The organism is Streptomyces sp. NPDC048664 (genome assembly GCF_040650555.1).
GTDB lineage: Bacteria > Actinomycetota > Actinomycetes > Streptomycetales > Streptomycetaceae > Streptomyces.
This window is the reverse complement of record NZ_JBEZHK010000003.1, coordinates 125,694-146,961: the sequence shown is the minus strand read 5'-3', so window position 1 is coordinate 146,961 and position 21,268 is coordinate 125,694. Positions and strand designations below refer to the sequence as shown.

Below are 21,268 nucleotides of genomic sequence, written 5' to 3'. Positions count from 1 at the left end.
CCGCCCACGGAAGCAGGCGTCGGGAGTGTCACGATGGACAGCATGACGGTGATCGGCGGTGAGGTCGCGGCCGGTTTCGAACCGGTGCGTGAGGCGTTCGCGGAGAACTTCGCCAGGCACGGAGACATCGGCGCGGCGGTGTGCGTGTACCGGGATGGCCACCCGGTAGTGGATTTGTGGGGTGGCATCGCCGACCCCCGCACCGGCCGACCATGGACGCGTGACACCCTGCAACTCGTCTACTCGGCGACCAAGGGAGCGACCGCGACCGCCGTACACCTGCTGGCCCAGCGCGGCGAGCTGGACCTGGACGCGACCGTCGCCACGTACTGGCCGGAGTTCGCCGCGAACGGCAAGGTAGACATCCCGGTGCGCTGGCTCCTGTCCCACCAGGCTGGCCTGGTCGCACTGGATCAACCGGTTCCGTTGAACGACGCGTTGGCCTGGCACCCGATGGCAGCGGCTCTGGCAGCGCAACAACCTGTGTGGCCTCCGGGTACCGCTCATGGGTATCACGGCCGCACCTGGGGCTGGCTTGTCGGTGAGGTGATCCGCCGGGTCTCCGGCCGGACGCCGGGCCGCTTCTTCGCTGACGAGATCGCCGCCCCGCTGAGCCTCGACTTCTTCATCGGGCTGCCGGCGCATGAACGCGAACGGGTCAGTCACATGGTGCACAGCAAGCCTGCCGTGGACCTCACGACTGTGGCTCCGGAGCTTGTCCCCGAGAAACTCCGTGATCAGGTCGCCGCCTGGAGCGACCCGGACTCGTTCAGCAACAGGGCGTACATGGTGACCGACCCTGCCGCGATCGACTTCAACTCACTCGAGGTGCAGGCCGCGGAACTCCCGGCTTCCAATGGCATCGGCACCGCGCGGGGGCTGGCCCGTATGTACGCGGCCTTGATCGGCGAGGTGGACGGCACTCGTCTGCTCGCCCCCGAAACCCTCACTCTGGCGACCAAGGAGCAGGCAGCCGGAATGGATCAGGTGCTGGTGGCGCCAAGCCGGTTCAGCTCCGGATACCAACTGCCTACCGAGGACAACCCCATGACAGGGCCGAACGCCTTCGGCCACAACGGCCGAGGCGGCTCGCTGGGCTTCGCCGATCCAGAGATTGGCATTGCCTTTGGCTACGCCATGAATCACATCATCAGTGGCTCCGAGGATGTGCGTGCGGCGTCGCTGATCGATGCGGTGAGCAGGTCACTGACGTGATGGACCATCCCGCCCGCTCAGCGGGAGCTCGCCAGTGGGGGCGAAGCCGCTGCTCATCGAGAGGGTCTGGCGCCCACCGTTGCATATGCCCTGTTGGGAGGGGTGCGGCACCAAAAGGCGAGCTTGATCCACGGAACGTCTCGGCTGAAGCTCCTGGCAGATCGCGATTCGGACAAGTCTGCAACTGGCGGCGAGGTTGCTACGGATGAGTACGAGGACTAAGGGGTGGGGAAATCTGCAGGAAACGGTCCTATGGAGTCAATGTTACTGGTGGGTCGCGATGAGGGGGTACCGCCCTGATTCTCGCCAACTTATTTGCATCAGGTGACACCTGCGGCTTCGTGCATGTGTAGTGACGTCATGAATGATCACGGGGGCGATCGGAAAGTATGGGCCGACGAAGGGCTCACGCGGAGGCTCAAGGCCCTGGCCTGCACGGCGCCCTTGCATGACCTTGACATTCGCAAGGCGAAGCAGCCCTGGTTGAACGGCGCTCAGTACCAGATGGCCGAGGTGGCCCTGCAGATCATCGATCACGTGGCTATCGCGATGGACTACGACACTGGAGCGAACCACGAACAGGTCCTGCTCAGGGCTGCGGATTTCGTCGGCTGGCAGGCGCCGGACCGCCCGGCCGATGAGCACAGGCGGGTCGCCGGATGGGTGCTCGACTCTCTGATCAACGTTCGCGACACGGACAGAGGCTTCCGCCGCTACTACGGAGAAGTGGACGGGGCGGGCGCGTATGCGCTGAGGAAGTGGGACTTCAAGCTGATCGAGGAGCGTTCGGACAGCAATGGGGACCTGTATCTGCGTGCTTCCAACGAGGCGTTGAACGTTCTGGTCGGTGCGTTGGACACCGATGTGGAATCAGCTCAGATCGCCGCCGAGGTGAGGTTGCGCAATCTCATCGGCAGAGGGCGGCTGGCCGACGCGAAGGCCGTGGCCGAGCAGGCCCGCATTCGCACTATTCAGTACGCGGAGATCGTCCGTGCCCAGCTCGACGCCACAAGCCGCAATGTGACGACGGTCGACTGGACGGACGAGATACCGGACCTCCTCAACGAGGCTCTGGACCACGTCGACCACCGGCTCCAGGAAGAGTCCGCGATCGCCCGGTCCGTTTCTACCGAACGTGACCAGTCCGAGGATCCGGTCCGCAGGAGACAGGCCGCCGACCTCGTAGGCATTTTGGAGGACTGCGTTCGCCGGCACACCCGGCTGCAGACCCGTCTGCGTGGCGCTCGCACACTCTTTCTCGACGAACAGGATCGCCAACAGTTCTCCGGCACGGCCCTTAGAGCTCCGGTGGACGTGTACGGCGACCTCCTTCAACCGGTGCTCGGGCTCACGCTGGCCGATGCTTCCCGTCCAGTGCGGTCCTTCTACGAGCATTCCGTGGGGCCGACGGTCGATGACCAGTTCTGCCTGACCACGCTGGTTCCCGCGTTGCTCGCTCCGTCACCCGAACGAGCCCGGTTCACGGGCGAGGGGGAGGAGCCGGAGCTCGTCCCGGTCGTGGAAGTGCGCGGGTACACCGACGAGCAGCAGCGCGTCGCCGAGTTCCTGCTCGATCTGACCGACGAGGCAAGACCGTTGTCCGAACTGCTGGAGGAGGCTGCCACGCTTGATCCAGAACTTCCCGACCTACTGGTGTTGTTGGCGTTGCGGGCCTTCAGCCCGCAACTGAGTTCGGCGTTAAGTGAGGGGGCCGACCGCGTCCTGCTAGCCGTATCGGCAGGAACCCCCTTGAACAGTCAAGGGTTCGAGGGCGACGACCTGTTGCTGACGTCTGCGGCGTTCGATCGAGCGGCTCTGGACGCCGACCGTCTGGAGAGGGACAGCAGACGATCATGATCACCGACACCATCGCCGACGACGCAGAGGCTGCGGGCAGGCTTATCGGCTACGGCTTCAGACCCAAGGTTCGACCCGTGCGCGACAGTGCCTACGCGGCACTCGTGAAGCGCTACGCCGAGGATCCGGACTTCGAGACGCTCGTCACTCGGTACGCGGCGGGAATGGGGCTGAGGGTTATAGCGGTCACCACGCGTGCTGGCATGGTGCATACCGCGTTGCCGGGATCGGCCTTCGAGACTCGGATGGATCAGTACGCTCGGCAGGTGCGGATGCGGGAGGGCCGTGAGGCCGAACGCATTCTGTACGGCATCACGCACCTGGCCGTCGCGGCCCTGGCCTTCCCCCGGCCCGAGGACTTGGCCGATGATGGCTATCAGGGCAAGGTCCGGGTGTCGTCCATCGACAGGCTCGTGCGATCGGTGTGCCGGGTTCTGGCGGAACGCGTTGCCGAGAGCGAGGAGTCGCAGGATCCACTGGCCGATGCCCTGGAATTGGAGAGGGCTTGGAGGGCTTACGAGCGTCGGCCTGAAGTCGCCCCCACCAAGGCCGGACGATCAGGGGCATCAGCCTCCCGCACCCTCATTGGCCGGGCTCTTGCGCACCTTGTCGACCGTGGAATGTTCCACCAGGGCAGAGCCGACTCCGAGGACGGGGAGAAAATCTTCCTCGCCACCCACCGCTACCAGGTTCATGTGCGTGAACTCGCCAGTACGCGCGCCTATGAGGAACTGACGGAAATTGGAGTGCTGCCTCCCGCTACTGGGACCGGGATGCTCCGCACTACCCGCGCCGAGACGCTGTACGACTAGGAGAACCGTATCCATGTACGAGCTGTCCCGTGTCCGGTTGAGAACGGTCGGACCGGCCGGTGCCCGTTTCCACGACGTCACCATGGACCTCAGTGGCGCAGGGCGCCCAGTGGGCGCCGAGCAAGGAGCCCTCTTCGACACTACCGCCACGACCTATCGGCCCTCGCCTGCCAGCCTGATTCTGTTGGAGAACGGGGGCGGCAAGTCCGTTCTGCTCAAGCTCGTCTTCTCCGTCGTCCTTCCCGGACGTCGCCACACAGTGGGAACGACCAACACGCGCGTCGTGGAGAAGTTCGTCATGCCCAAGGACGTCTCCCACATCGTCCTCGAATGGATGAACCCGCTGACCGGGGAGCTGCTGCTCACCGGAAAGGTGCTGGCCTGGCGCAACCAGATCGCCTCCGAAGTCTCCGACAACCTGCGGGAACGCTGGTACTGCCTGCAGCCCAGTGACGAGATCAACCTCGATACCCTCCCGATGGCGGTCGGCGCGAAGTCGCGCACCTTGGACACATACCGGGACGAGCTTCAAGAGGCGTACGCGGCAGACCAGAGCCTGGCCCTGTATTGGACACGGCACCAGGGCGACTGGACCAATCGGCTACAGCTGCTCGAACTCGACCCCGAGCTCTTCCGCTACCAGAGGGAGATGAACGTCGACGAAGGTGAAGCGGCGAACTGGCTCAAGCTCGATTCGGACGTGAAGTTCGTCGACTTTCTGCTGCGGGCCATCGTCAAGGCCGATGAGATGGACGACCTAGCGGCGCTGGTTACCGAACATGTGGAGCGGCTCGCAGGCCGTGGGTTGCTCGTCACTGAGCGGGAGTTCGTCGCCCGTGCACTCGAACTCCTGGGCCCGATCGCCGAACAGGCCGAAGCCGCCCGGCAGTCCCGGCGCCGAGCGGAGGAGGCCGCTCGTGATGTAGCGGAACTGGGCGGACGGATTCGGGTACGTGCGAGAAACGAGCACGATGTGGTGCTCGGGCAGCGGGCAAAGCTCGTCAAGTCGGAAGATGAACTTAAGAAGCTGACGGTCACCGCTGAACGCGCCAAGGCGATCGTCCTTGAACTCCGTCGCCATTTGGCCGACTTGAAACACGAGAGGGCTCAGCGGGAGCTGGCGGCGAGGGAGAAGGGACTGTCCCGGGCGCGAGACCATGTGAAGGCGTGGCAAGAGACCTCGACCGTGCATGAGTACGAGGACAGCACCGCCCAGGTCAAGACACTGACTGAACTCATTGGAGCCGCAGAGGAGAAGGCACGCCCGGCACTAGAAGAGCGCGACGGCGCAGCCCGCCGTCTGGCCCGCAGCCTGTGGGCGACGGCTGACGCGGCTGCTCAGAGCGCCTCCGACGACCTGAAGCAGGTCTCGGTTCGGGAGAAGGAGAAGAGTGCGGCACAAGAGCGTGCCCGCGCGGCGCACCGGGCCGCTACGACGGCCGAACATGCGGCCGCCCAGTTCGACCAGCTGATCACGTGTCTGCGTAAGGACATCGAAGCAGCTGTTTCCGACGGTCTGCTCCATGACGCCGCCGCGCTGTCCCGGACCGTGGAGACCGTTCAGGAACAATGCGACAACACAGCCCAGCGCGTGACTGACCTGGAACGAGAATGGGCGGAACTCGCAGACCGAGAGGCCCTCGCGCAGGACGAGTTACGGAAGGCCGAGTCGGAGTCGGGTGACCTGCGTGGGCGCCGTAAGCAGCTCTCGGGCCGCTTGGACGAGGTCCGGACACAGGCAGCGCGATTGGAGACGAACCCCCGGCTCGTGGCGCTCCTCGACGTGCCGGGCATCGACCTCGAACGCGACGTCGCCGCGCTCCTGGAGGCGTTGAACGCCTCACGCCTTGAGGCCGAACGAGAACGGACCGAGCTGAGGGTCGCCGAGTCCATCGACGAACGGGCACGCCACGCCTTGGCCTCGGGCGACCTCCTGCCGCCGGCCCAAGTGGTCTCCGACGCCTGTAAGTCTCTTGAGGACGCCAAAGTGGTTGCGGTCCCGGGATGGCGCTACCTCGCCGCCATCCCCGATACCGACCGGCGGCGCGACATCGTGGAGCGGCTGCCGCACCTGGCCTCGGGCATCCTTCTCCATGATCCTGCTGACATCGACCGGGCCCGGGACGTGCTCACGGCACTGCGTCCCCAACCGACTGTCTTCGTGTCGGTTGCGACAACCAGGACCTTCACCGACCCCGAGGCCGCGCTGACAGACGGCGTCGAGGTGGTGATCCCACCTCACCCCGCCCTCTACGACGTGGACGCGGCGGCCGCCGAACACGAGGCGATCGCTGCCCGGCACGCCGTGCGCAGCGCTCGTGCCGAAGAGTTGACGGCTCGCATCGAGCAGGACGGCAACCTGACCTACGCTCTCACGGACTGGTGCACGCGCTACCCCGAAGGCAGCATCACCGAGCTGACGGAAGAACACGCAGGCGTGGTGCGGGAGCTCGCGGCCGCCGATGCGAGGGTGACGGAACGCAAGGAAGTGCTGGGGACGCTCCAGGAACGCCGGCAGAAGATCAAAGAGGAGCTCCCACCTCTACGCGAGATTCGGGACTCGCTCACCAAACGGCTTGACCGGCTCAAAGAACTCGCCGACCGTAACAGCCACCTGCCGGAATGGACGAAACATGCCTCGTCCGAGAAGGAGAGGATGAGGGAGCGCCAGGAAGCCGCCGGTCAGGCGGAGGACGAAGTCGTCGAGCTGCAGAAGCTCGTCACATTGCATCAACGCAGAGCTGACGAGTACCAGCGCACCGTACACTCTGTCAACGACGAACGGGCCAAACTGCCCGGGAGCGAGGACGTGCTCCGTTCCGATCCTGTCCCCGAACTCTCCACGGCGTTGCTGCGGAGCACGTACGACCAGGCCGCGGAACGCTATCTCCGTGTTCAGGTCGGGAGCGACTTGTTGGAAGAGTGTGAGCGAGCCAACGAACGCGCCGCCAAAGCGAAGCAAGGCTACTTCAAGCTTTCCGAGGAACTGCGCGGCAGGGCGGCCACACTACTGAAGAGTCCCGAGGGCTCCGACGAAGCGGCACGGGCGACGGCTCTGGAGAGCGCGGACCAGGCGATGCGGGAAGCTGAGACCGCGGTACGCAAGGCGGCAGTGGCCGCGTCGCGCTGTGCGGACGAACTGGCAACTGCTCAGGGCCGCATGACGACCCCGGTGAAGCTTCCCGAATACCCAGCCGATATCGAGTCCTGTTCCGGAGCTGTTGAGGAGGCCGACCGACAGGAGACGTCGAGCGTTCGTAAGGTGGCGGCCCAGCAGGAAGCGCACACCCGGCTCGGGCATCAACTGGAGGGTGCTGAGGCATCCGCCAAGGCATTCCAGTTTATCGTCGACGGGTTCACCAAGGATGTGTCCGAGGGCGACGGCGAAGCCGCTGACATCGCCCCCTACGAGGGGGACGCGGATGCTGCCCAGGACGTTGCCACCCGGCTGGCCAAGGAGCGTAGGACACGCGAAGCTAATGCCCACACTGACGAACAGACCCTACGGGCGGCAACGGAGAGGCTCACACATCATGCCGGCGCCGAGGAGTTCAAAGACCTGCACGTTCGGGTGCAGACACAGATTCGCATCGCGGGTTGGGAAACGGTGGCGGCCCGTGCCACGGAGTGGTCCGACGCTCTCAGGCCGCGCCTGCGCGCCCTGAGCGAGGAGATCGACCAGACGGAGCGGCACCGCACGTTGATCGTGCGCAACCTCAAGGCACAGGTCGACAAGGCGCTGGCCCTGCTGCGTCAGGCACAGCGGATGTCGCGGCTGCCGGCCAGCCTGGACGACTGGGCCGCTCAGGAATTCCTCCGCTTCCGCTTCACCCCGGCACAAGAAGATACCGCGCACTTGCACATCGGGGAGGTCATCGACGAGGCGGCGAAGGGCCGCACCGCGGATGGGCGGTCTGTGCGTAGGGACGGGATGTCGTTGCTGCTCGCCGGTGTGAGGGCAGCCGTCCCCAGGGGGTTCCGGATCGACATGCTCAAGCCCGACGCCGTGCTGCGTAACGAACGCATCAGAGTCTCCGAGATCAAGGACGTCTTCTCGGGCGGCCAGCACCTTACGGCGGCCATCCTCCTTTACTGCACTATGGCCGCCCTGCGGGCGAGCAACCGGGGTAGGGAGAGGGAAACGTACTCCGGTGTCCTGTTCCTCGATAACCCGATCGGCCGGGCCAACGCGGACTACCTGCTCGCCCTCCAACGCAAGGTCGCCGAGGCACTGGGTGTGCAACTCATCTACACCACAGGGCTGTCCGACGACGGCACTCTGAAACGCTTTCCCCTCATCCTGAGGTTGCGCAACGACGCTGATCTGCGGGCAGGGCGCAAGTACCTGACCGTGACCGAGCGGGTCCAGGAGGCGCTCGACGAGTTGGCAGAACCGGACGGCACGGGCAACGTCACCACCACCAGAGTCTTCAAGCGAGAGACGGAGGACGGAGACACCCGTGAAGCACAGGCAGAGTGAGTTCATCCGGCACCTCAGAGCCGGTGCTACCGAGGCAGGCTGGAACGGCGCACGCAGGACGCGCGTCGTGCTGGACGACATCTGGATCGCGTTCCGAAAGGTGAACAACCGCAATCCGGAGGGCGAATTCGAACCCCTGCTCATGTCGAGGCTGTTGGACGAACTCGAAGAGCAAAGCCTGATCGAGCAGATGAAACAACGTACCCGGGACAAAGTGTCCCTGCCTCTCAAGATCTGGCTCTGCGCAACTGCACCCCCGCGCTCCCCCGTACCGTCCATGCCGCATTGGCACCCCGATCTCTACCAGCTCGCCCGGGAGTGGCCGACGGCTACCTCGAAGCAGCGCTCGGCGTACGTCGCCGTCAACCATTGGCTGATGAGCGATCCGGACCTTTTCCCTGTGCCGCTCCGGGAGAGGGCTCTGGAGATCTTCGGAACGTACGGGAGCGAAGCGGATTTTCCCATGCCGGAAAAGACCTTCGACACCTTGCGCTCGGGGCCGATCTTCGGCGACTCCGACCGGCTGCACACGACGCTGCGTACGTTCACGACGCACCCGCCGCTGCTCACAGAGACGTTCCTGACCGAAATCGGGGACGGCTACTACCAACGTGTCGGCGGCGGAGACATCCTGCTCGTGGTCGAGAACTCGGCTACCTGGTGGTCTCTCGTGCACAGTCTCCCCGACAGCCACCGGCTGGGGTACGTCGCCTGGGGGCTCGGCGGCACATTCCGTGCATCGGTCAACACGCTTGCGGACAGGCATGGCATTGCGGAGATCCGTTACTTCGGCGATCTCGACCTCAGCGGGATCCGAATCCCGTACGCGGCATCCAAGACCGCCAGTGAGCGGGGCCTTCCAACGGTCCAGCCCACTGAGCGACTTTACGGTGCGCTACTGGAACTTGGACGCGCACGGGGTGCGAAGGAGAGGGCCATCGATGCAGGAGAGGCTCATGCTCTGGTTCAGTGGATGCCTGCGGCGCACCGGGCGAAGGTGGTCGGCCTCCTCGTCGCTGGTCAGCGCCTGGCGCAGGAGTGGGTCGGCTACCGATACCTGACCCGCAACACGGCTTGGCATGCCGACCTCGTTTGATCAAATGGGGAACTGGTCGTAGCACAAGAGGAAGCGCCAGCGCGAAGAGCAGAAAGCGGAGGCGACACGGCGTCGCCACGAGGAGATGCAGAAGCGGCTCAAGTCAACTGCCGACCTCGTGCGTAGGGCCGGGATTGCGTGAGCGGACGGGGCAGCACCTGTTGGATTGCGCGGCACGTCAGTGAGATTGGCAAGTCCCTGACCAGGGAAAACTGGACCGAGGGGGATCACGGAGTAGCACCCGTCACGATCTTGCAGGCCCTCGTAATGCGTAGGTCTCGGGATCGGGTTTCGGAGACGCTCAAGTGCTCGGCCGTGCTCCGGCACTCCACATGAGAGTCCTGTATCACTGCTGCTGCGGACGCTCATCAGGGAGTGATCCGAACACCTTGCGTCGGCGGGGACCACGTGATCGCGCTCGCCTTCAGGTCCGTGGGCGGCGGAACACCCCCGCGTCGGCGGGGACCACCGGTAGTTGTCGGCGAGGACGAGCAGCAGCATCGGTGCTCCCCGCCGACGCGGGGGTGAACCCGTCCGTCACGCGCAGGAGATCTTCGGCGAGGAGTCCTCCGTGCCAACGCGGCGTGAACCGTCTTCGGTCAGCGTGAGCCAGGCACGACACCGGTGTGGGGCTCACAAGTACTGGTCAGGCCGCTCGGGACCAGGGACTTTCAGGGACTTTCAGCTCTGTCCCAGGGACTTTTCAGGGATTTTTCGCTGAGTAAGAGGGAAAGGCCCTGACAGCTTCGAAAGATGCAAAACCCCAGGTCAGGGCCAGATTCCTGTCCGTGGCCGCTGCTCACCGCGCCATGTCCCCTGCAGTTCACGTCGGGGCCGGGGGCAACGCGCGGACGAGGGCCTGTGGGTGCCGCCAGGGCCACCTGACTGCACTACCGCCGTGGGCGCCGATCCAGGTGAATTCGCCCTGGAACGGCGCCACTTGGCGGCATCGTCGGACTCTCTAGTACGAGTAGAAGCCCGAGCTGGTCTTGCGGCCCAGCCGTCCCGCCTCCACCATGCGCTGGAGCAGCGGGGGAGCGGCGTACAGCGGCTCCTTGTACTCCTCGTACATCGAGTTCGCGATCGAGACGATGGTGTCCAGGCCGATCAGGTCGGCGAGCTTGAGCGGGCCCATCGGGTGGGCGCAGCCCAGTTCCATGCCGTTGTCGATGTCCTCGCGGCCCGCGATGCCCGACTCGAACATGCGGATCGCGGAGAGCAGATACGGCACGAGCAGCGCGTTGACCACGAAGCCGGAGCGGTCCTGGGCGCGTACCGCGTGCTTGCCGAGGACCTTCTCGGCGAAGCCCTGGGCCCGGCTGAGGGTGCCCTCGGAGGTGGTCAGCGCGGGGATCAGCTCGACCAGCTGCTGCACCGGCGCCGGGTTGAAGAAGTGGATGCCCACCACATGGTCGGGCCGCGAGGTGGCGACCGCGAGTTTCACGAGCGGGATCGAGGAGGTGTTGGAGGCGAGGATGGCGTCCGGGCGGGTCACCACCTGGTCGAGCACCTGGAAGATCTCCGTCTTCACCTGCTCGTTCTCCACGACCGCCTCGATCACGAGATCGCGGTCCGCGAACTCGCCGAGGTCCGTGGTGAAGGTGAGGCGGGACAGCGCGTCCTCGTGCTCCTGCGCGCTGATCTTTCCGCGTTCGGCCGCCTTGGCGAGGGAGCCGAACAGGCGGGTCCGTCCGAACTCCAGGGCTTCGCCGGTGGTCTCGGCGACCCTCACGTCCAGTCCGGCACGGGCGCAGACCTCGGCGATGCCCGCTCCCATCTGGCCGCAGCCGACCACTCCGACGCGTTCGATGTCGGTCACATCGTCCCTTTCGTTGTTGTACGGCTGTGGCAGGTCCGTTCGGGTGCCGGTCGCCTGCTCCGTTCGTGCACGTTACTCCCAAGTATCGATGATCGATCGTCCGGGTGGGAGCATCCTGAGGCGCGAAGACGGTCCGTGACGGCGCGGATCCGCAGCGTGTGAGGGGTGAAGATGGACCGCTTGTCGCGTCGGGCGTTCACGGTGGGCGCATTGTCGGCCGTGTCGGCGCTCACCGCCAGTGGGGCGGCCGCCGCTCCCGGAGGTGCGGCGCCCTCCCCGGCCAGGAGCGCGGCGCTCACCGAGATGCGCGGCATGTGGCTGGCCACCGTGTCCAATCGCGACTGGCCCTCCCGGCCCGGTCTGACGGCCGCCACCCAGCGGGCCCAGCTGCTCCAGCAGCTCGACACGGCGGTGAGCAACGGTCTGAACGCCGTCTTCTTCCAGGTGCGCCCCTGCGCCGACGCGCTGTGGCCCTCGCCCTACGAGCCCTGGTCCCAGTACCTGACCGGCACCCAGGGCAGGAACCCCGGCTGGGACCCGCTGGGCACGGCGGTGCGGGAGGCGCACGCGCGGGGGCTGGAGCTGCACGCCTGGTTCAACCCCTACCGGGTCGCCGGCCACACCGACCTGTCGCGGCTGGCCGCCTCCCACCCGGCCCGCAAGCACCCCGGCTGGGTCGTGGCCCACGACGGGAAGATGATCTACAACCCGGGGCTGCCCGAGGTGCGCGCCTTCGTGGAGAACGCGATCCTCGACGCCGTGGCCCGCTACCCCGTCGACGGCGTCCACTTCGACGACTACTTCTACCCCTATCCCGTCGCGGGCAAGACCTTCGACGACGACGCGGCGTACGCGGCGTACGGCAAGGGCTTCGCCGACCGCGCGGCCTGGCGCCGCAACAACGTCAACCTCCTGGTGCGGGAGGTGGCGGCCCGCGTCAAGCGGGTGCGGCCCGCGGCCCGCTTCGGGATCAGCCCCTTCGGGGTCTGGCGCAACGCCGCGACCGACAGCCGCGGCTCGGCCACCCGCGCCCTGCAGAGCTACGACGACCTGCACGCGGACACCCGGGCGTGGGTGAAGTCGGGCTGGCTGGACTACATCTGCCCCCAGCTCTACTGGAACATCGGCTTCGCCCCCGCCGACTACGCGGAGCTGGTCCGCTGGTGGGCCCAGGTCACCCAGGGCACCGGCGTGCGCCTGTACATCGGCGAGGCCCTGTACAAGGCCGGCGACCCCGCGCAGCCCGCCGCCTGGCAGGACCCGGAGGAGCTCTCCCTGCACCTCACCCTGGCCAGGCGCTACCCCCAGGTGGGCGGCCATGTGTTCTTCGCCGCCAAGGACGTCGCCGCCGACCGGATCGGCGCGATGGCCTACGTGGTCGCCGACCACTACTGAACACCGCCCCGCCGGTCGCCGCCGCGTCGGCCGGCGCACCGCCGGCGTCTGCCCGAAGGTCTGCCCCGGTGGCTCCTGCCGGGGCGCGGGCCCGCTGGTAGAACGGGCGGCGAGCGGTGGGGTGCGCGAGGGGTCTCCTGGTCGGCCCGGCCGTGAGCGACCGAGGGGAACGGAGCGGACCAGGTGCGCGCACGCGAGGAGAAGAAGGTGCCGCGCGGCGGCTCTCATGTCGTGGGCGCGCCGGCCGGGCCCCTCGCCGCGGTACCGCTCGCCGACCTCCAGCGCACGGCCGGCAACGCGGCGGTGACCCGCGCGCTGCGGACGGGCTCCCTGCCGCACTCCGCGGGCCTCGGGCGCAACACGGCCGCGGGCGTGTCCGCGGCCGTCCCGGTCCAGCGTGTGGAGACGGCGACGACGGCCGCGGACACCGGCACCTCGGCGGCGGCCGCCGGCCCCTCCTACCGCATGCAGATCCAGGTCTCCAAGCCGGCCAGCAGCTACGAACCCGCCTACTGGGCGGGCCGCTTCGGGCACGCCTGGGTGGCCATCTACACGACGGAGGGCGGCCGGGAGCGGGTCAAGACGTTCGGCTTCTACCCGCAGGAGAACGTGCGCGGGGGCAATCCCCTGCGGACCGTGCGGGGCGGCGTGCACAAGAACAAGGACGAGCCGGACAAGGCGAGCGCCAGGTACACCGTCGATCTCACCCTCGAGCAGTACGAGAACGCGATGCAGTACATCGACGACAACCACGCCCACTCGTACAACCTGGCCAAGTACAACTGCACCAGCTTCGCCCGAGGTGTCTACGCCGCCGCCACCGGAGGAGCGGCCCCGAACGTGTTCGGCATCCCCCTGGACAACCCCAACCTGCTCCAGGACGGGATCAAGAGGAGGAACGAGCGGGCCGGCAAGCCCAGGAAGGGCGAGGACATCGACGCTCCGCTGATCGACAGCAGCCCGCCCTCCTCGGATTCCGAGTCGGACGGCGGGCAGGTCGGCTGGGGCCCGCCCGAGGGCGGGCTCGTGGCGGTCCCGGGCATGGTCGCGCTCCCGGCGTCCGAGCGGGAGGAACGCTTCGTCATCGAATGAGGTCCGCCCACCGTCCGCGGGCCTGCTCACGGTCCGGGGGCCTGCTCACGGTCCGACCGGCCGGCCGATGTCCTTGCCGTGGCGGATCTCGGTGTCGGGACCCGGGGAGCAGAGACCCTCGTGCCCGTCCTGGAAGCGGACCCGGTACGGGGGCGTCCCGTTCGTGCCCATCACCTCCACGATCTCGCCGACCTTGTCGTGCTGTCCGACGGTCCTGCCGTGCTGCACCAGCTTGTCGCCCTTGGTCGCGCGCATCTGATGGACCTCCTCGTCACACGCGGAGTCGTCCCCCACCGACCACACCAGTGTGGGCGGCGACGGCACCCCCCTGCAACGCCAGGGCGCGGCCGTCCCTTGGTCACCGCTGAGTAACTTTTCTTGACCTGTCCTCGCGGGCGCCGCACGATCTGCGCATGCATCTTCGGGTGACGTTCGTCGCCGCCGCGCGCAGTTCCTCGCTGCTCGCCGAGCGATTCGAGGACGACCGGCCGCTGGACCAGGAGGGCTGGGACGAGGTGCAGCGTGCCGCCCACGACCTGGTGCCGCTCGGGGCGGCCGAGCTGCGCTACTGCTCGCCGACCCCGCGCAGCCGTGCGACCGGCGACGCGCTCGGCTACGCGCCCCTGGCGCAGCTCGCGCTGAGGGACTGCGGCATGGGCCGCTGGAGCGGTCTGACCCTGGGCGAGGCCATGGCGCGGGAGCCCGCCGCGGTGGACGCATGGCTCGCCGACCCCCGTTCCGCCCCGCACGGGGGAGAGCCGCTGGTGTCGTTCATCTCCCGGGTCGGCGGCTGGCTCGACACCCGGCCGGTCGACGACGGCAGCCGAATCGTCGCCGTCGCGGAGCCGTCGGTGGTGCGGGCCGCGCTGGTCTACGCGCTCAAGGCGCAGCCGGTCATGTACTGGAGCGTCGACGTCCGCCCTCTGTCGACCCTCACGCTCGTGGGCCGCAACGGGCGCTGGAACCTGCGCCTGGAGGCCGCCTCACCCCTGAACGCCTGACGCGGGGCCGGGCTCGCGGGTGTAGTCGGTGGCCAGCACCAGGTCCTTCGCCGGTCCGCCCACCCGCCAGACCGTACGCCAGCGGTCCTCGTCCAGGACCGTGAACTCGCCCCGGTAGAGGTCGGCGGCGCAGGGATGCCGGGCCACGTGCCGGCCGTCGGTGAGATCGAGGTCGTGGAAGGGCCGCCCGTCGGCGAACCGCACCTCGCAGGTGCCGGCGCGGGGGCCGGGCAGGAACCGCAGGGTCCGCTCGGCGGGACGGGCCACGCCCTGCCACACGAACGTGCCCGACTCGTGGTGCACCAGCCCGGCGCCGTCCGCGGCGGCGGAGAACACCGTCGTCCCGCTGAACCGCCCCTGCGCACCGGATCCGAGATCCCGCACGACACGCTCGACGCCCCACCGGCCCGCGAGATGGGCCAGCACGTCCTCGACCGGCCAGAACCCGCTCATCCACACCCTTCCGACGTCCCGCACGACCGCGCATCGGGGGCGACGATCACGCGCCCCCCTCCCAGTCTCTCCCGGGCCGGGCCACGCCCGTACGGGGGGACAGGCCCTAGGGGACGCGTCGTCGGCGCAGGAGGAGGCCCGCCGGCCGCCACAGGGCGATGGCCAGGCCGAGGCCGAGCGGGACCTGCAGCAGCCGCTGGACCACCGGCGGGCCGGGTCTGTCCCCCCGCCTGAGCGGGACACGGTCCTGCGGATCGACGGTCACCGTGTACGTGCCGCCCACCACCCACTTCCAGCCCATGAGCCCGTTCTCCTCGAACGGGGCCAACGGGGGGCCGTCGATGACGGTGACCGTGTAGAGGCGGGCGCTGTCGCCCATGCCGTCACCGGCGGACCACCCGATCCGCAGGACCCTGACGTGTTCGGTACGCCCGTACCGGTGCAGTGCCTGCTGGTCCATCTCCAGGTGCTGCAGGATCAGCACCCCGAGGAGGCACGCCGCACCCAGCAGCCATCTGGAGTCCACCCACCAGCACGTGCACAGGAGCACGCAGCCGAGGAGGATCGCCACCGCGCACAGCGCTTCGATCCACGAGGCGTGCGTGACGAAGGCCGTGTGCCCGATCAGACGTAAGGCCGCCCACAGCGCCAACGCCGCGCCGGTGCTCGCGGCGACCGCCGGCACCCGCCGACCCGCGCCCGTCCGCTCCCTGCCCGCTTCCTCCGCGTTCACCCTCACCCCTGCTCTCGACGACATCGCCGGCCTGGTGGTGCACGCGTCCAATGTATGGATCGTTCAACGATCCTTCAATAGCATGATGCAAGTCCCCCCTGTCCGCCTCGCGGACCGGACATGGAACGGCAACCGACCGGAGGGCCGGCAGAGATGAGTGGGCGTCAGTACGAAGAGGTCGACGACCTCGGGCAAATCCTGTTCACCGACGACCCCGCGCTGCGGCTCGAGGGCGTCCTGATGGGTCTGGAGACCACGGAGGGCACCGTCACCCTCGATCCCGCGCACACGCGTCACATGCCCGTCGCGCTCTTCGAGTTCAGGCGCGCCCGGGGCAGGGGCATCTTCGGGATGTGGTACACGATGGGGAGGGGGCCCGTGCTCGAGGTGCCCGAGGAGCCGCAGCTCGAAGGCGCCATCCTGTTCGGCATGCGGCGCCTGCCGCCCGAGTTCCCCGACCTGCCGCGATCCGACGACGACGGGGCCCGCCTCGAGGAGAGGCGGCACGCCGTCTTCGACGAGCTGTGCATACCCGAACCACCGCGACGCGACGACGACGAGATCCACTTCGGCATGCGGCGCCTGCCGCCCGGCTGCGACCTGTGCTCGGTCCCCGGATGGGAACTGCACGAGTCGCCCAATGACCAGCCGGCACCGTCGTACTACTCGGGAGACACCTACTCCAGGCTGGAACTGCGGACACCCGACGGCGAGATCTACTCCCGGACCTGGGTCCCGCACGACCCCGAGTGGGAGGCGGCCGCCCTGCGGCACGGATACGTCGTGTGCCTGTGCGGCGTGGAACTGGGGATCCACGCGCCGTACGCGATGAGCGACGCACAGCACACCCCGCTCATGCGCCATGAAGCCTTCCGCGGCGGATGCGCGATGGGCCTGAACGCCGGAGGGCTCGTCGCCTACGTCGGCCACCGCTGACGGGGGCGCCCGGCCCCGACGACGTGATTGCATAAAGCTGCGGCAATACGTATAGTCATGCCATCAAGGAGGAGGGTTCGATGACGGTACGCGCGGCGGTGGCCGGGGCCAGTGGATACGCGGGGGGAGAGCTGCTGCGCCTGCTTCTCGGGCACCCGCAGGTGGAGATCGGCGCCCTGACCGGGAACTCCAACGCGGGACAGCAGCTCGGCGCGCTCCAGCCGCATCTGCCGCCCCTCGCCGACAGGGTGCTGGACGAGACCCGCCCCGAGATCCTCGCCGGGCACGACATCGTCTTCCTGGCCCTGCCCCACGGCCAGTCCGCCGCCGTGGCCGAAAAGCTCGGACCCGACGTCCTCGTGATCGACATGGGTGCCGACTTCCGGCTCGGGGACGCGGCCGACTGGGAGCGGTTCTACGCGTCCCCGCACGCCGGGACCTGGCCCTACGGCCTCCCCGAGCTGCCCGGCGCCCGCGCCGCGCTCGCAGGCTCCAAGCGCATCGCGGTGCCCGGCTGCTACCCCACCGCAGCCTCCCTCGCGCTCCTGCCGGCGTACACCGCGGGGCTCGCCGAGCCCGAGGCCGTGATCGTCGCGGCCTCCGGCACCTCCGGCGCGGGCAAGGCACCCAAGCCCCACCTGCTCGGCAGCGAGGTCATGGGCTCGATGTCCCCGTACGGCGTCGGCGGCCTCCACCGGCACACCCCCGAGATCGTCCAGAACCTCAGCGCCGCGGCGGGGGAGCGGATCACGGTCTCCTTCACCCCGACCCTCGCCCCCATGCCCCGCGGCATCCTCGCCACCTGCAGCGCCAGGGCGCGCGACGGTGTCACCGCCGAGACCGTCCGCACCGCGTACGAGAAGGCCTACGCCGACGAGCCGTTCGTCCACCTGCTCCCCGAGGGACGCTGGCCCGCCACCGCGTCCGTCCACGGTTCCAACGCCGTTCAACTGCAGGTCGCGTACGACGCCGCCGCGCACCGCATCATCGCGATCAGCGCCATCGACAACCTGACCAAGGGCACCGCGGGCGGTGCCGTCCAGAGCATGAACATCGCCCTGGGGCTCGACGAGACCACCGGGCTTTCCACGATCGGAGTCGCACCGTGAGCGTCACGGCAGCACAGGGGTTCCGGGCCGCGGGCATCGCCGCCGGGATCAAGGAGAACGGCAACCCGGACCTGGCCCTCGTGGTCAACGACGGGCCGAGCCGCGCCGCCGCGGGCGTCTTCACCTCCAACCGTGTGAAGGCCGCCCCGGTGCTGTGGTCGCAGCAGGTGCTCAGGACCGGCCGGCTCTCCGCCGTCGTCCTCAACTCCGGTGGCGCCAACGCCTGCACCGGGCCCAAGGGGTTCCAGGACACCCACGCCACCGCGGAGAAGGCCGCCGACGTGCTCGGCGTCGGTGCCATCGAGGTCGCCGTCTGCTCCACCGGACTCATCGGCGTGCACCTGCCCATGGACAAGCTGCTGCCCGGCGTCGAGACCGCCGCCGGCCGGCTGTCGGAGCACGGCGGCGAGAAGGCCGCCATCGCCATCAAGACCACCGACACCGTCCACAAGACGTCCGTCGTGGCCAAGGAGGGCTGGACGGTCGGCGGCATGGCCAAGGGAGCCGGCATGCTCGCTCCCGGCCTCGCCACCATGCTGGTGGTCCTCACCACGGACGCCGACGTCGACAGCGAGATGCTGGACGCCACCCTGCGCGCCGCCACCGAGGTCACCTTCGACCGCGTGGACTCCGACGGCTGCATGTCCACCAACGACACCGTGCTGCTGCTCGCCTCCGGGGCCTCGGGCATCGCCCCGGACACCGCCGAGTTCGCCGAGGCCGTCCGCGCCGTCTGCGACGACCTCGGACAGCAGCTCATCCGGGACGCCGAGGGCGCCAGCAAGGACATCAAGGTCGAGGTGGTGGGCGCGGCGAGCCAGGCGGACGCGGTGGAGGTGGGCCGCTCCATCGCCCGCAACAACCTCCTCAAGTGCGCGATCCACGGCGAGGACCCCAACTGGGGCCGGGTGCTCTCCGCGATCGGCACGACGAAGGCCGTGTTCGATCCCGACCAGCTCAACGTCGCCGTCAACGGGGTCTGGGTCTGCAAGAACGGCAGCGTCGGCGAGGACCGCGACCTGGTCGACATGCGCTACCGCGAGGTGCACATCGTGGCCGACCTCTCCGCCGGCTCGGAGACCGCCACCATCTGGACCAACGACCTCACCGCCGACTACGTCCACGAGAACAGCGCCTACTCGTCATGACCGCGACCCGCAGGCACACCGCGCTGCCCAAGGCCCAGACGCTCGTCGAGGCGCTCCCCTGGCTGACCCGCCACCACGGCAAGACCGTCGTCATCAAGTTCGGCGGCAACGCCATGGTCGACGAGGAACTGAAGGCCGCCTTCGCCCAGGACGTCGTCTTCCTGCGGCACGCCGGGCTCAGGCCCGTCGTCGTGCACGGCGGCGGCCCCCAGATCAGCGCCGCGCTCGACCGGCACGGCATCGTCAGCGAGTTCAAGGCGGGCCTGCGCGTCACCACCGAGGACGCCATGGACGTCGTGCGCATGGTGCTCGCCGGACAGGTGCAGCGCGAACTGGTCGGACTGCTCAACCAGCACGGCCCGCTCGCCGTCGGCCTCACCGGCGAGGACGCGCACACCATCACCGCCACCCGGCACCGGCCCGAGATCGACGGCGAGCTCGTCGACATCGGACGGGTGGGCGAGATCACCGCGATCGACACGGGCGCCATCGAAGCGCTGCTCGCCGACGGCCGTATCCCGGTCGTCTCCTCCATTGCCCGCAGTCAGGACGACGGACATGTCTACAACGTCAATGCTGATACGGCGGCTGCGGCTCTCGCTGCGGCACTGGGCGCCGAAACCCTCATGGTCCTCACGGACGTCGAGGGCCTCTACGAGGACTGGCCCCGCAGCGACGAGGTGATCAGCCGCCTCACCGCCTCCGAGCTGGAGAAGCTGCTGCCCGACCTGTCGTCGGGGATGGTGCCGAAGATGCGGGGCTGCCTGCACGCGGTGCGGGGCGGCGTCAACACCGCCCGGGTCATCGACGGCCGGGTCCAGCACTCGATCCTGCTGGAGATCTTCACGGACGAGGGCATCGGCACCATGGTCGTGCCCGACAAGCACGAGAGGGACGAGAGGGACGCCGTATGACCGGGACCGAGACCAACGCCGGCCTCACCCAGCGCTGGCAGGGCGCGATCATGAACACCTACGGCACCCCGAGTCTGCCCCTCGTCAAGGGCCGGGGCGCGCGGCTGTGGGACGCCGACGGCAAGGAGTACGCCGACTTCGTGGGCGGTATCGCCGTCAACGCGCTCGGCCACGCCCACCCCGCCGTCGTCGACGCCGTGAGCCGGCAGATGGCCTCCCTCGGCCATGTCTCCAACCTGTTCATCGCCGAACCGCCCGTCGCCCTCGCCGAACGGCTGCTCCAGCTCTTCGGCCGGGACGGCAGGGTGTTCTTCTGCAACTCCGGCGCCGAGGCCAACGAGGGCGCCTTCAAGATCGGCCGACTGACCGGGCGCCCCCACATGGTCGCGACCCAGGGCGGCTTCCACGGCCGCACCATGGGAGCCCTCGCGCTCACCGGCCAACCCGGCAAGCGGGAGCCGTTCCTGCCCCTGCCCGGCGACGTCACCCACGTCCCCTACGGCGACGCCCAGGCCCTGGCCGCAGCGGTCACCGAGGACACCGCCCTGGTGGTCATCGAGCCCGTCCAGGGCGAGAACGGGGTGGTCGTCCCGCCCCCCGGCTATCTCAAGGCCGCCCGCGCGATCACCGCCGCCACCGGGGCGCTGCTCGTCCTGGACGAGGTGCAGACCGGCGTCGGCCGCACCGGGCACTGGTTCGCCTACCAGGCCCACGAGGGCGTCCTGCCGGACGTGGTCACGCTCGCCAAGGGGCTCGGCGGGGGACTTCCGCTGGGCGCCACCGTCGCCTTCGGCCGGGCCGCCGACCTGCTGGGACCCGGCCTGCACGGCACGACCTTCGGCGGCAACCCGGTCGCCTGCGCCGCGGGTCTGGCCGTCGTCGACACCATCGCGTCCGAGAGCCTGCTGGACAACGTGAAGCGGCAGAGCGAGAAGCTGCGCGAGGGGATCGAGTCGCTGGGCCACCCGTTGATCGACCATGTCCGGGGCGCGGGCCTGCTCCTGGGTATCGTGCTCACCGAGCCCCTCGCACAACAGACGCAGCAGGCGGCTCAGGACGCCGGCCTCCTGGTGAACGCGCCCGCCCCCCACGTCGTACGGCTGATGCCGCCGCTGAACCTCGGCGACGACGAGGTGGCGGCGTTCCTCCGGGCGCTCCCCGGCGTCCTCGGCGCAGTGAACGGGGACGGACGATCCGGGGAATGAGAC

At 68.5% G+C, this 21,268-nt stretch carries 17 protein-coding genes; 13 read left to right on the top strand and 4 right to left on the bottom strand.

The window, feature by feature from the left end:
- Window positions 1–42: 42 nt before the first annotated feature.
- From AB0C59_RS04355 to AB0C59_RS04335, 5 genes are all read left to right on the top strand, one after another.
- Window positions 43–1,215, top strand: a complete 1,173-nt coding sequence (locus tag AB0C59_RS04355; RefSeq protein ID WP_363001251.1) for a serine hydrolase domain-containing protein — start codon at window positions 43–45, stop codon at window positions 1,213–1,215.
- A gap of 360 nt (window positions 1,216–1,575) precedes the next feature.
- Window positions 1,576–3,072 carry a hypothetical protein gene (locus AB0C59_RS04350; protein ID WP_363000870.1) on the top strand — a complete coding sequence of 499 codons (1,497 nt, stop codon included), beginning with the start codon at window positions 1,576–1,578 and terminating at the stop codon, window positions 3,070–3,072.
- On the top strand, window positions 3,069–3,884 hold the full coding sequence (locus tag AB0C59_RS04345; protein WP_363000868.1) for a hypothetical protein: 816 nt from the start codon (window positions 3,069–3,071) through the stop codon (window positions 3,882–3,884). The genes AB0C59_RS04350 and AB0C59_RS04345 overlap by 4 nt, the downstream gene beginning before the upstream one ends.
- Window positions 3,885–3,897: 13 nt before the next feature.
- Window positions 3,898–8,364 (top strand): hypothetical protein, encoded by a 4,467-nt coding sequence (locus AB0C59_RS04340; protein WP_363000867.1) that lies wholly within the window; start codon window positions 3,898–3,900, stop codon window positions 8,362–8,364.
- Window positions 8,345–9,460: a hypothetical protein gene (locus AB0C59_RS04335; RefSeq protein WP_363000865.1), complete on the top strand. Its 1,116-nt coding sequence runs from the start codon at window positions 8,345–8,347 to the stop codon at window positions 9,458–9,460. The genes AB0C59_RS04340 and AB0C59_RS04335 overlap by 20 nt, the downstream gene beginning before the upstream one ends.
- A gap of 961 nt (window positions 9,461–10,421) precedes the next feature.
- Here AB0C59_RS04335 and AB0C59_RS04330 read toward each other — a convergent pair.
- Complete coding sequence (locus AB0C59_RS04330; protein WP_363000863.1) at window positions 10,422–11,279, bottom strand: 3-hydroxybutyryl-CoA dehydrogenase; 858 nt, start codon at window positions 11,277–11,279, stop codon at window positions 10,422–10,424.
- Window positions 11,280–11,450: 171 nt separating this feature from the next.
- Here AB0C59_RS04330 and AB0C59_RS04325 point away from each other — a divergent pair, with 171 nt between their 5' ends.
- Window positions 11,451–12,674: a family 10 glycosylhydrolase gene (locus tag AB0C59_RS04325; protein WP_363000861.1), complete on the top strand. Its 1,224-nt coding sequence runs from the start codon at window positions 11,451–11,453 to the stop codon at window positions 12,672–12,674.
- Window positions 12,675–12,857: 183 nt separating this feature from the next.
- Window positions 12,858–13,766 carry a hypothetical protein gene (locus AB0C59_RS04320; protein WP_363000859.1) on the top strand — a complete coding sequence of 303 codons (909 nt, stop codon included), beginning with the start codon at window positions 12,858–12,860 and terminating at the stop codon, window positions 13,764–13,766.
- Between the two features lie 45 nt (window positions 13,767–13,811).
- Here AB0C59_RS04320 and AB0C59_RS04315 read toward each other — a convergent pair whose 3' ends face one another.
- Window positions 13,812–14,021, bottom strand: a complete 210-nt coding sequence (locus AB0C59_RS04315) for a DUF1918 domain-containing protein (RefSeq protein WP_363000857.1) — start codon at window positions 14,019–14,021, stop codon at window positions 13,812–13,814.
- Between the two features lie 158 nt (window positions 14,022–14,179).
- Between AB0C59_RS04315 and AB0C59_RS04310 the strand changes: the two genes are divergently transcribed.
- Window positions 14,180–14,767 (top strand): histidine phosphatase family protein, encoded by a 588-nt coding sequence (locus AB0C59_RS04310; protein WP_363000855.1) that lies wholly within the window; start codon window positions 14,180–14,182, stop codon window positions 14,765–14,767.
- Here the strand turns inward: AB0C59_RS04310 and AB0C59_RS04305 are convergent.
- Window positions 14,750–15,220 carry a DUF6314 family protein gene (locus tag AB0C59_RS04305; RefSeq protein WP_363000853.1) on the bottom strand — a complete coding sequence of 157 codons (471 nt, stop codon included), beginning with the start codon at window positions 15,218–15,220 and terminating at the stop codon, window positions 14,750–14,752. The genes AB0C59_RS04310 and AB0C59_RS04305 overlap by 18 nt on opposite strands.
- Before the next feature lie 106 nt (window positions 15,221–15,326).
- Window positions 15,327–15,953: a hypothetical protein gene (locus AB0C59_RS04300; protein WP_363000851.1), complete on the bottom strand. Its 627-nt coding sequence runs from the start codon at window positions 15,951–15,953 to the stop codon at window positions 15,327–15,329.
- Between the two features lie 153 nt (window positions 15,954–16,106).
- Between AB0C59_RS04300 and AB0C59_RS04295 the strand changes: the two genes are divergently transcribed.
- The 5 genes from AB0C59_RS04295 (at window position 16,107) to AB0C59_RS04275 (ending at window position 21,265) form a co-directional block, all read left to right on the top strand.
- On the top strand, window positions 16,107–16,889 hold the full coding sequence (locus AB0C59_RS04295) for a hypothetical protein (RefSeq protein WP_363000850.1): 783 nt from the start codon (window positions 16,107–16,109) through the stop codon (window positions 16,887–16,889).
- Between the two features lie 80 nt (window positions 16,890–16,969).
- Window positions 16,970–17,998, top strand: a complete 1,029-nt coding sequence (gene argC / locus AB0C59_RS04290) for an N-acetyl-gamma-glutamyl-phosphate reductase (protein ID WP_363000848.1) — start codon at window positions 16,970–16,972, stop codon at window positions 17,996–17,998.
- Entirely contained in the window at window positions 17,995–19,146 is a 1,152-nt protein-coding gene (gene argJ, locus AB0C59_RS04285; RefSeq protein WP_363000846.1) for a bifunctional glutamate N-acetyltransferase/amino-acid acetyltransferase ArgJ, read from the top strand. The genes argC and argJ overlap by 4 nt, the downstream gene beginning before the upstream one ends.
- A complete protein-coding gene (argB, locus tag AB0C59_RS04280) occupies window positions 19,143–20,060 on the top strand; it encodes an acetylglutamate kinase (RefSeq protein ID WP_363000844.1) in 918 nt (305 codons plus the stop codon). Before argJ ends, argB begins: the two co-directional genes overlap by 4 nt.
- Complete coding sequence (locus tag AB0C59_RS04275) at window positions 20,057–21,265, top strand: acetylornithine transaminase (protein ID WP_363000842.1); 1,209 nt, start codon at window positions 20,057–20,059, stop codon at window positions 21,263–21,265. The genes argB and AB0C59_RS04275 overlap by 4 nt, the downstream gene beginning before the upstream one ends.
- Window positions 21,266–21,268: the final 3 nt, after the last annotated feature.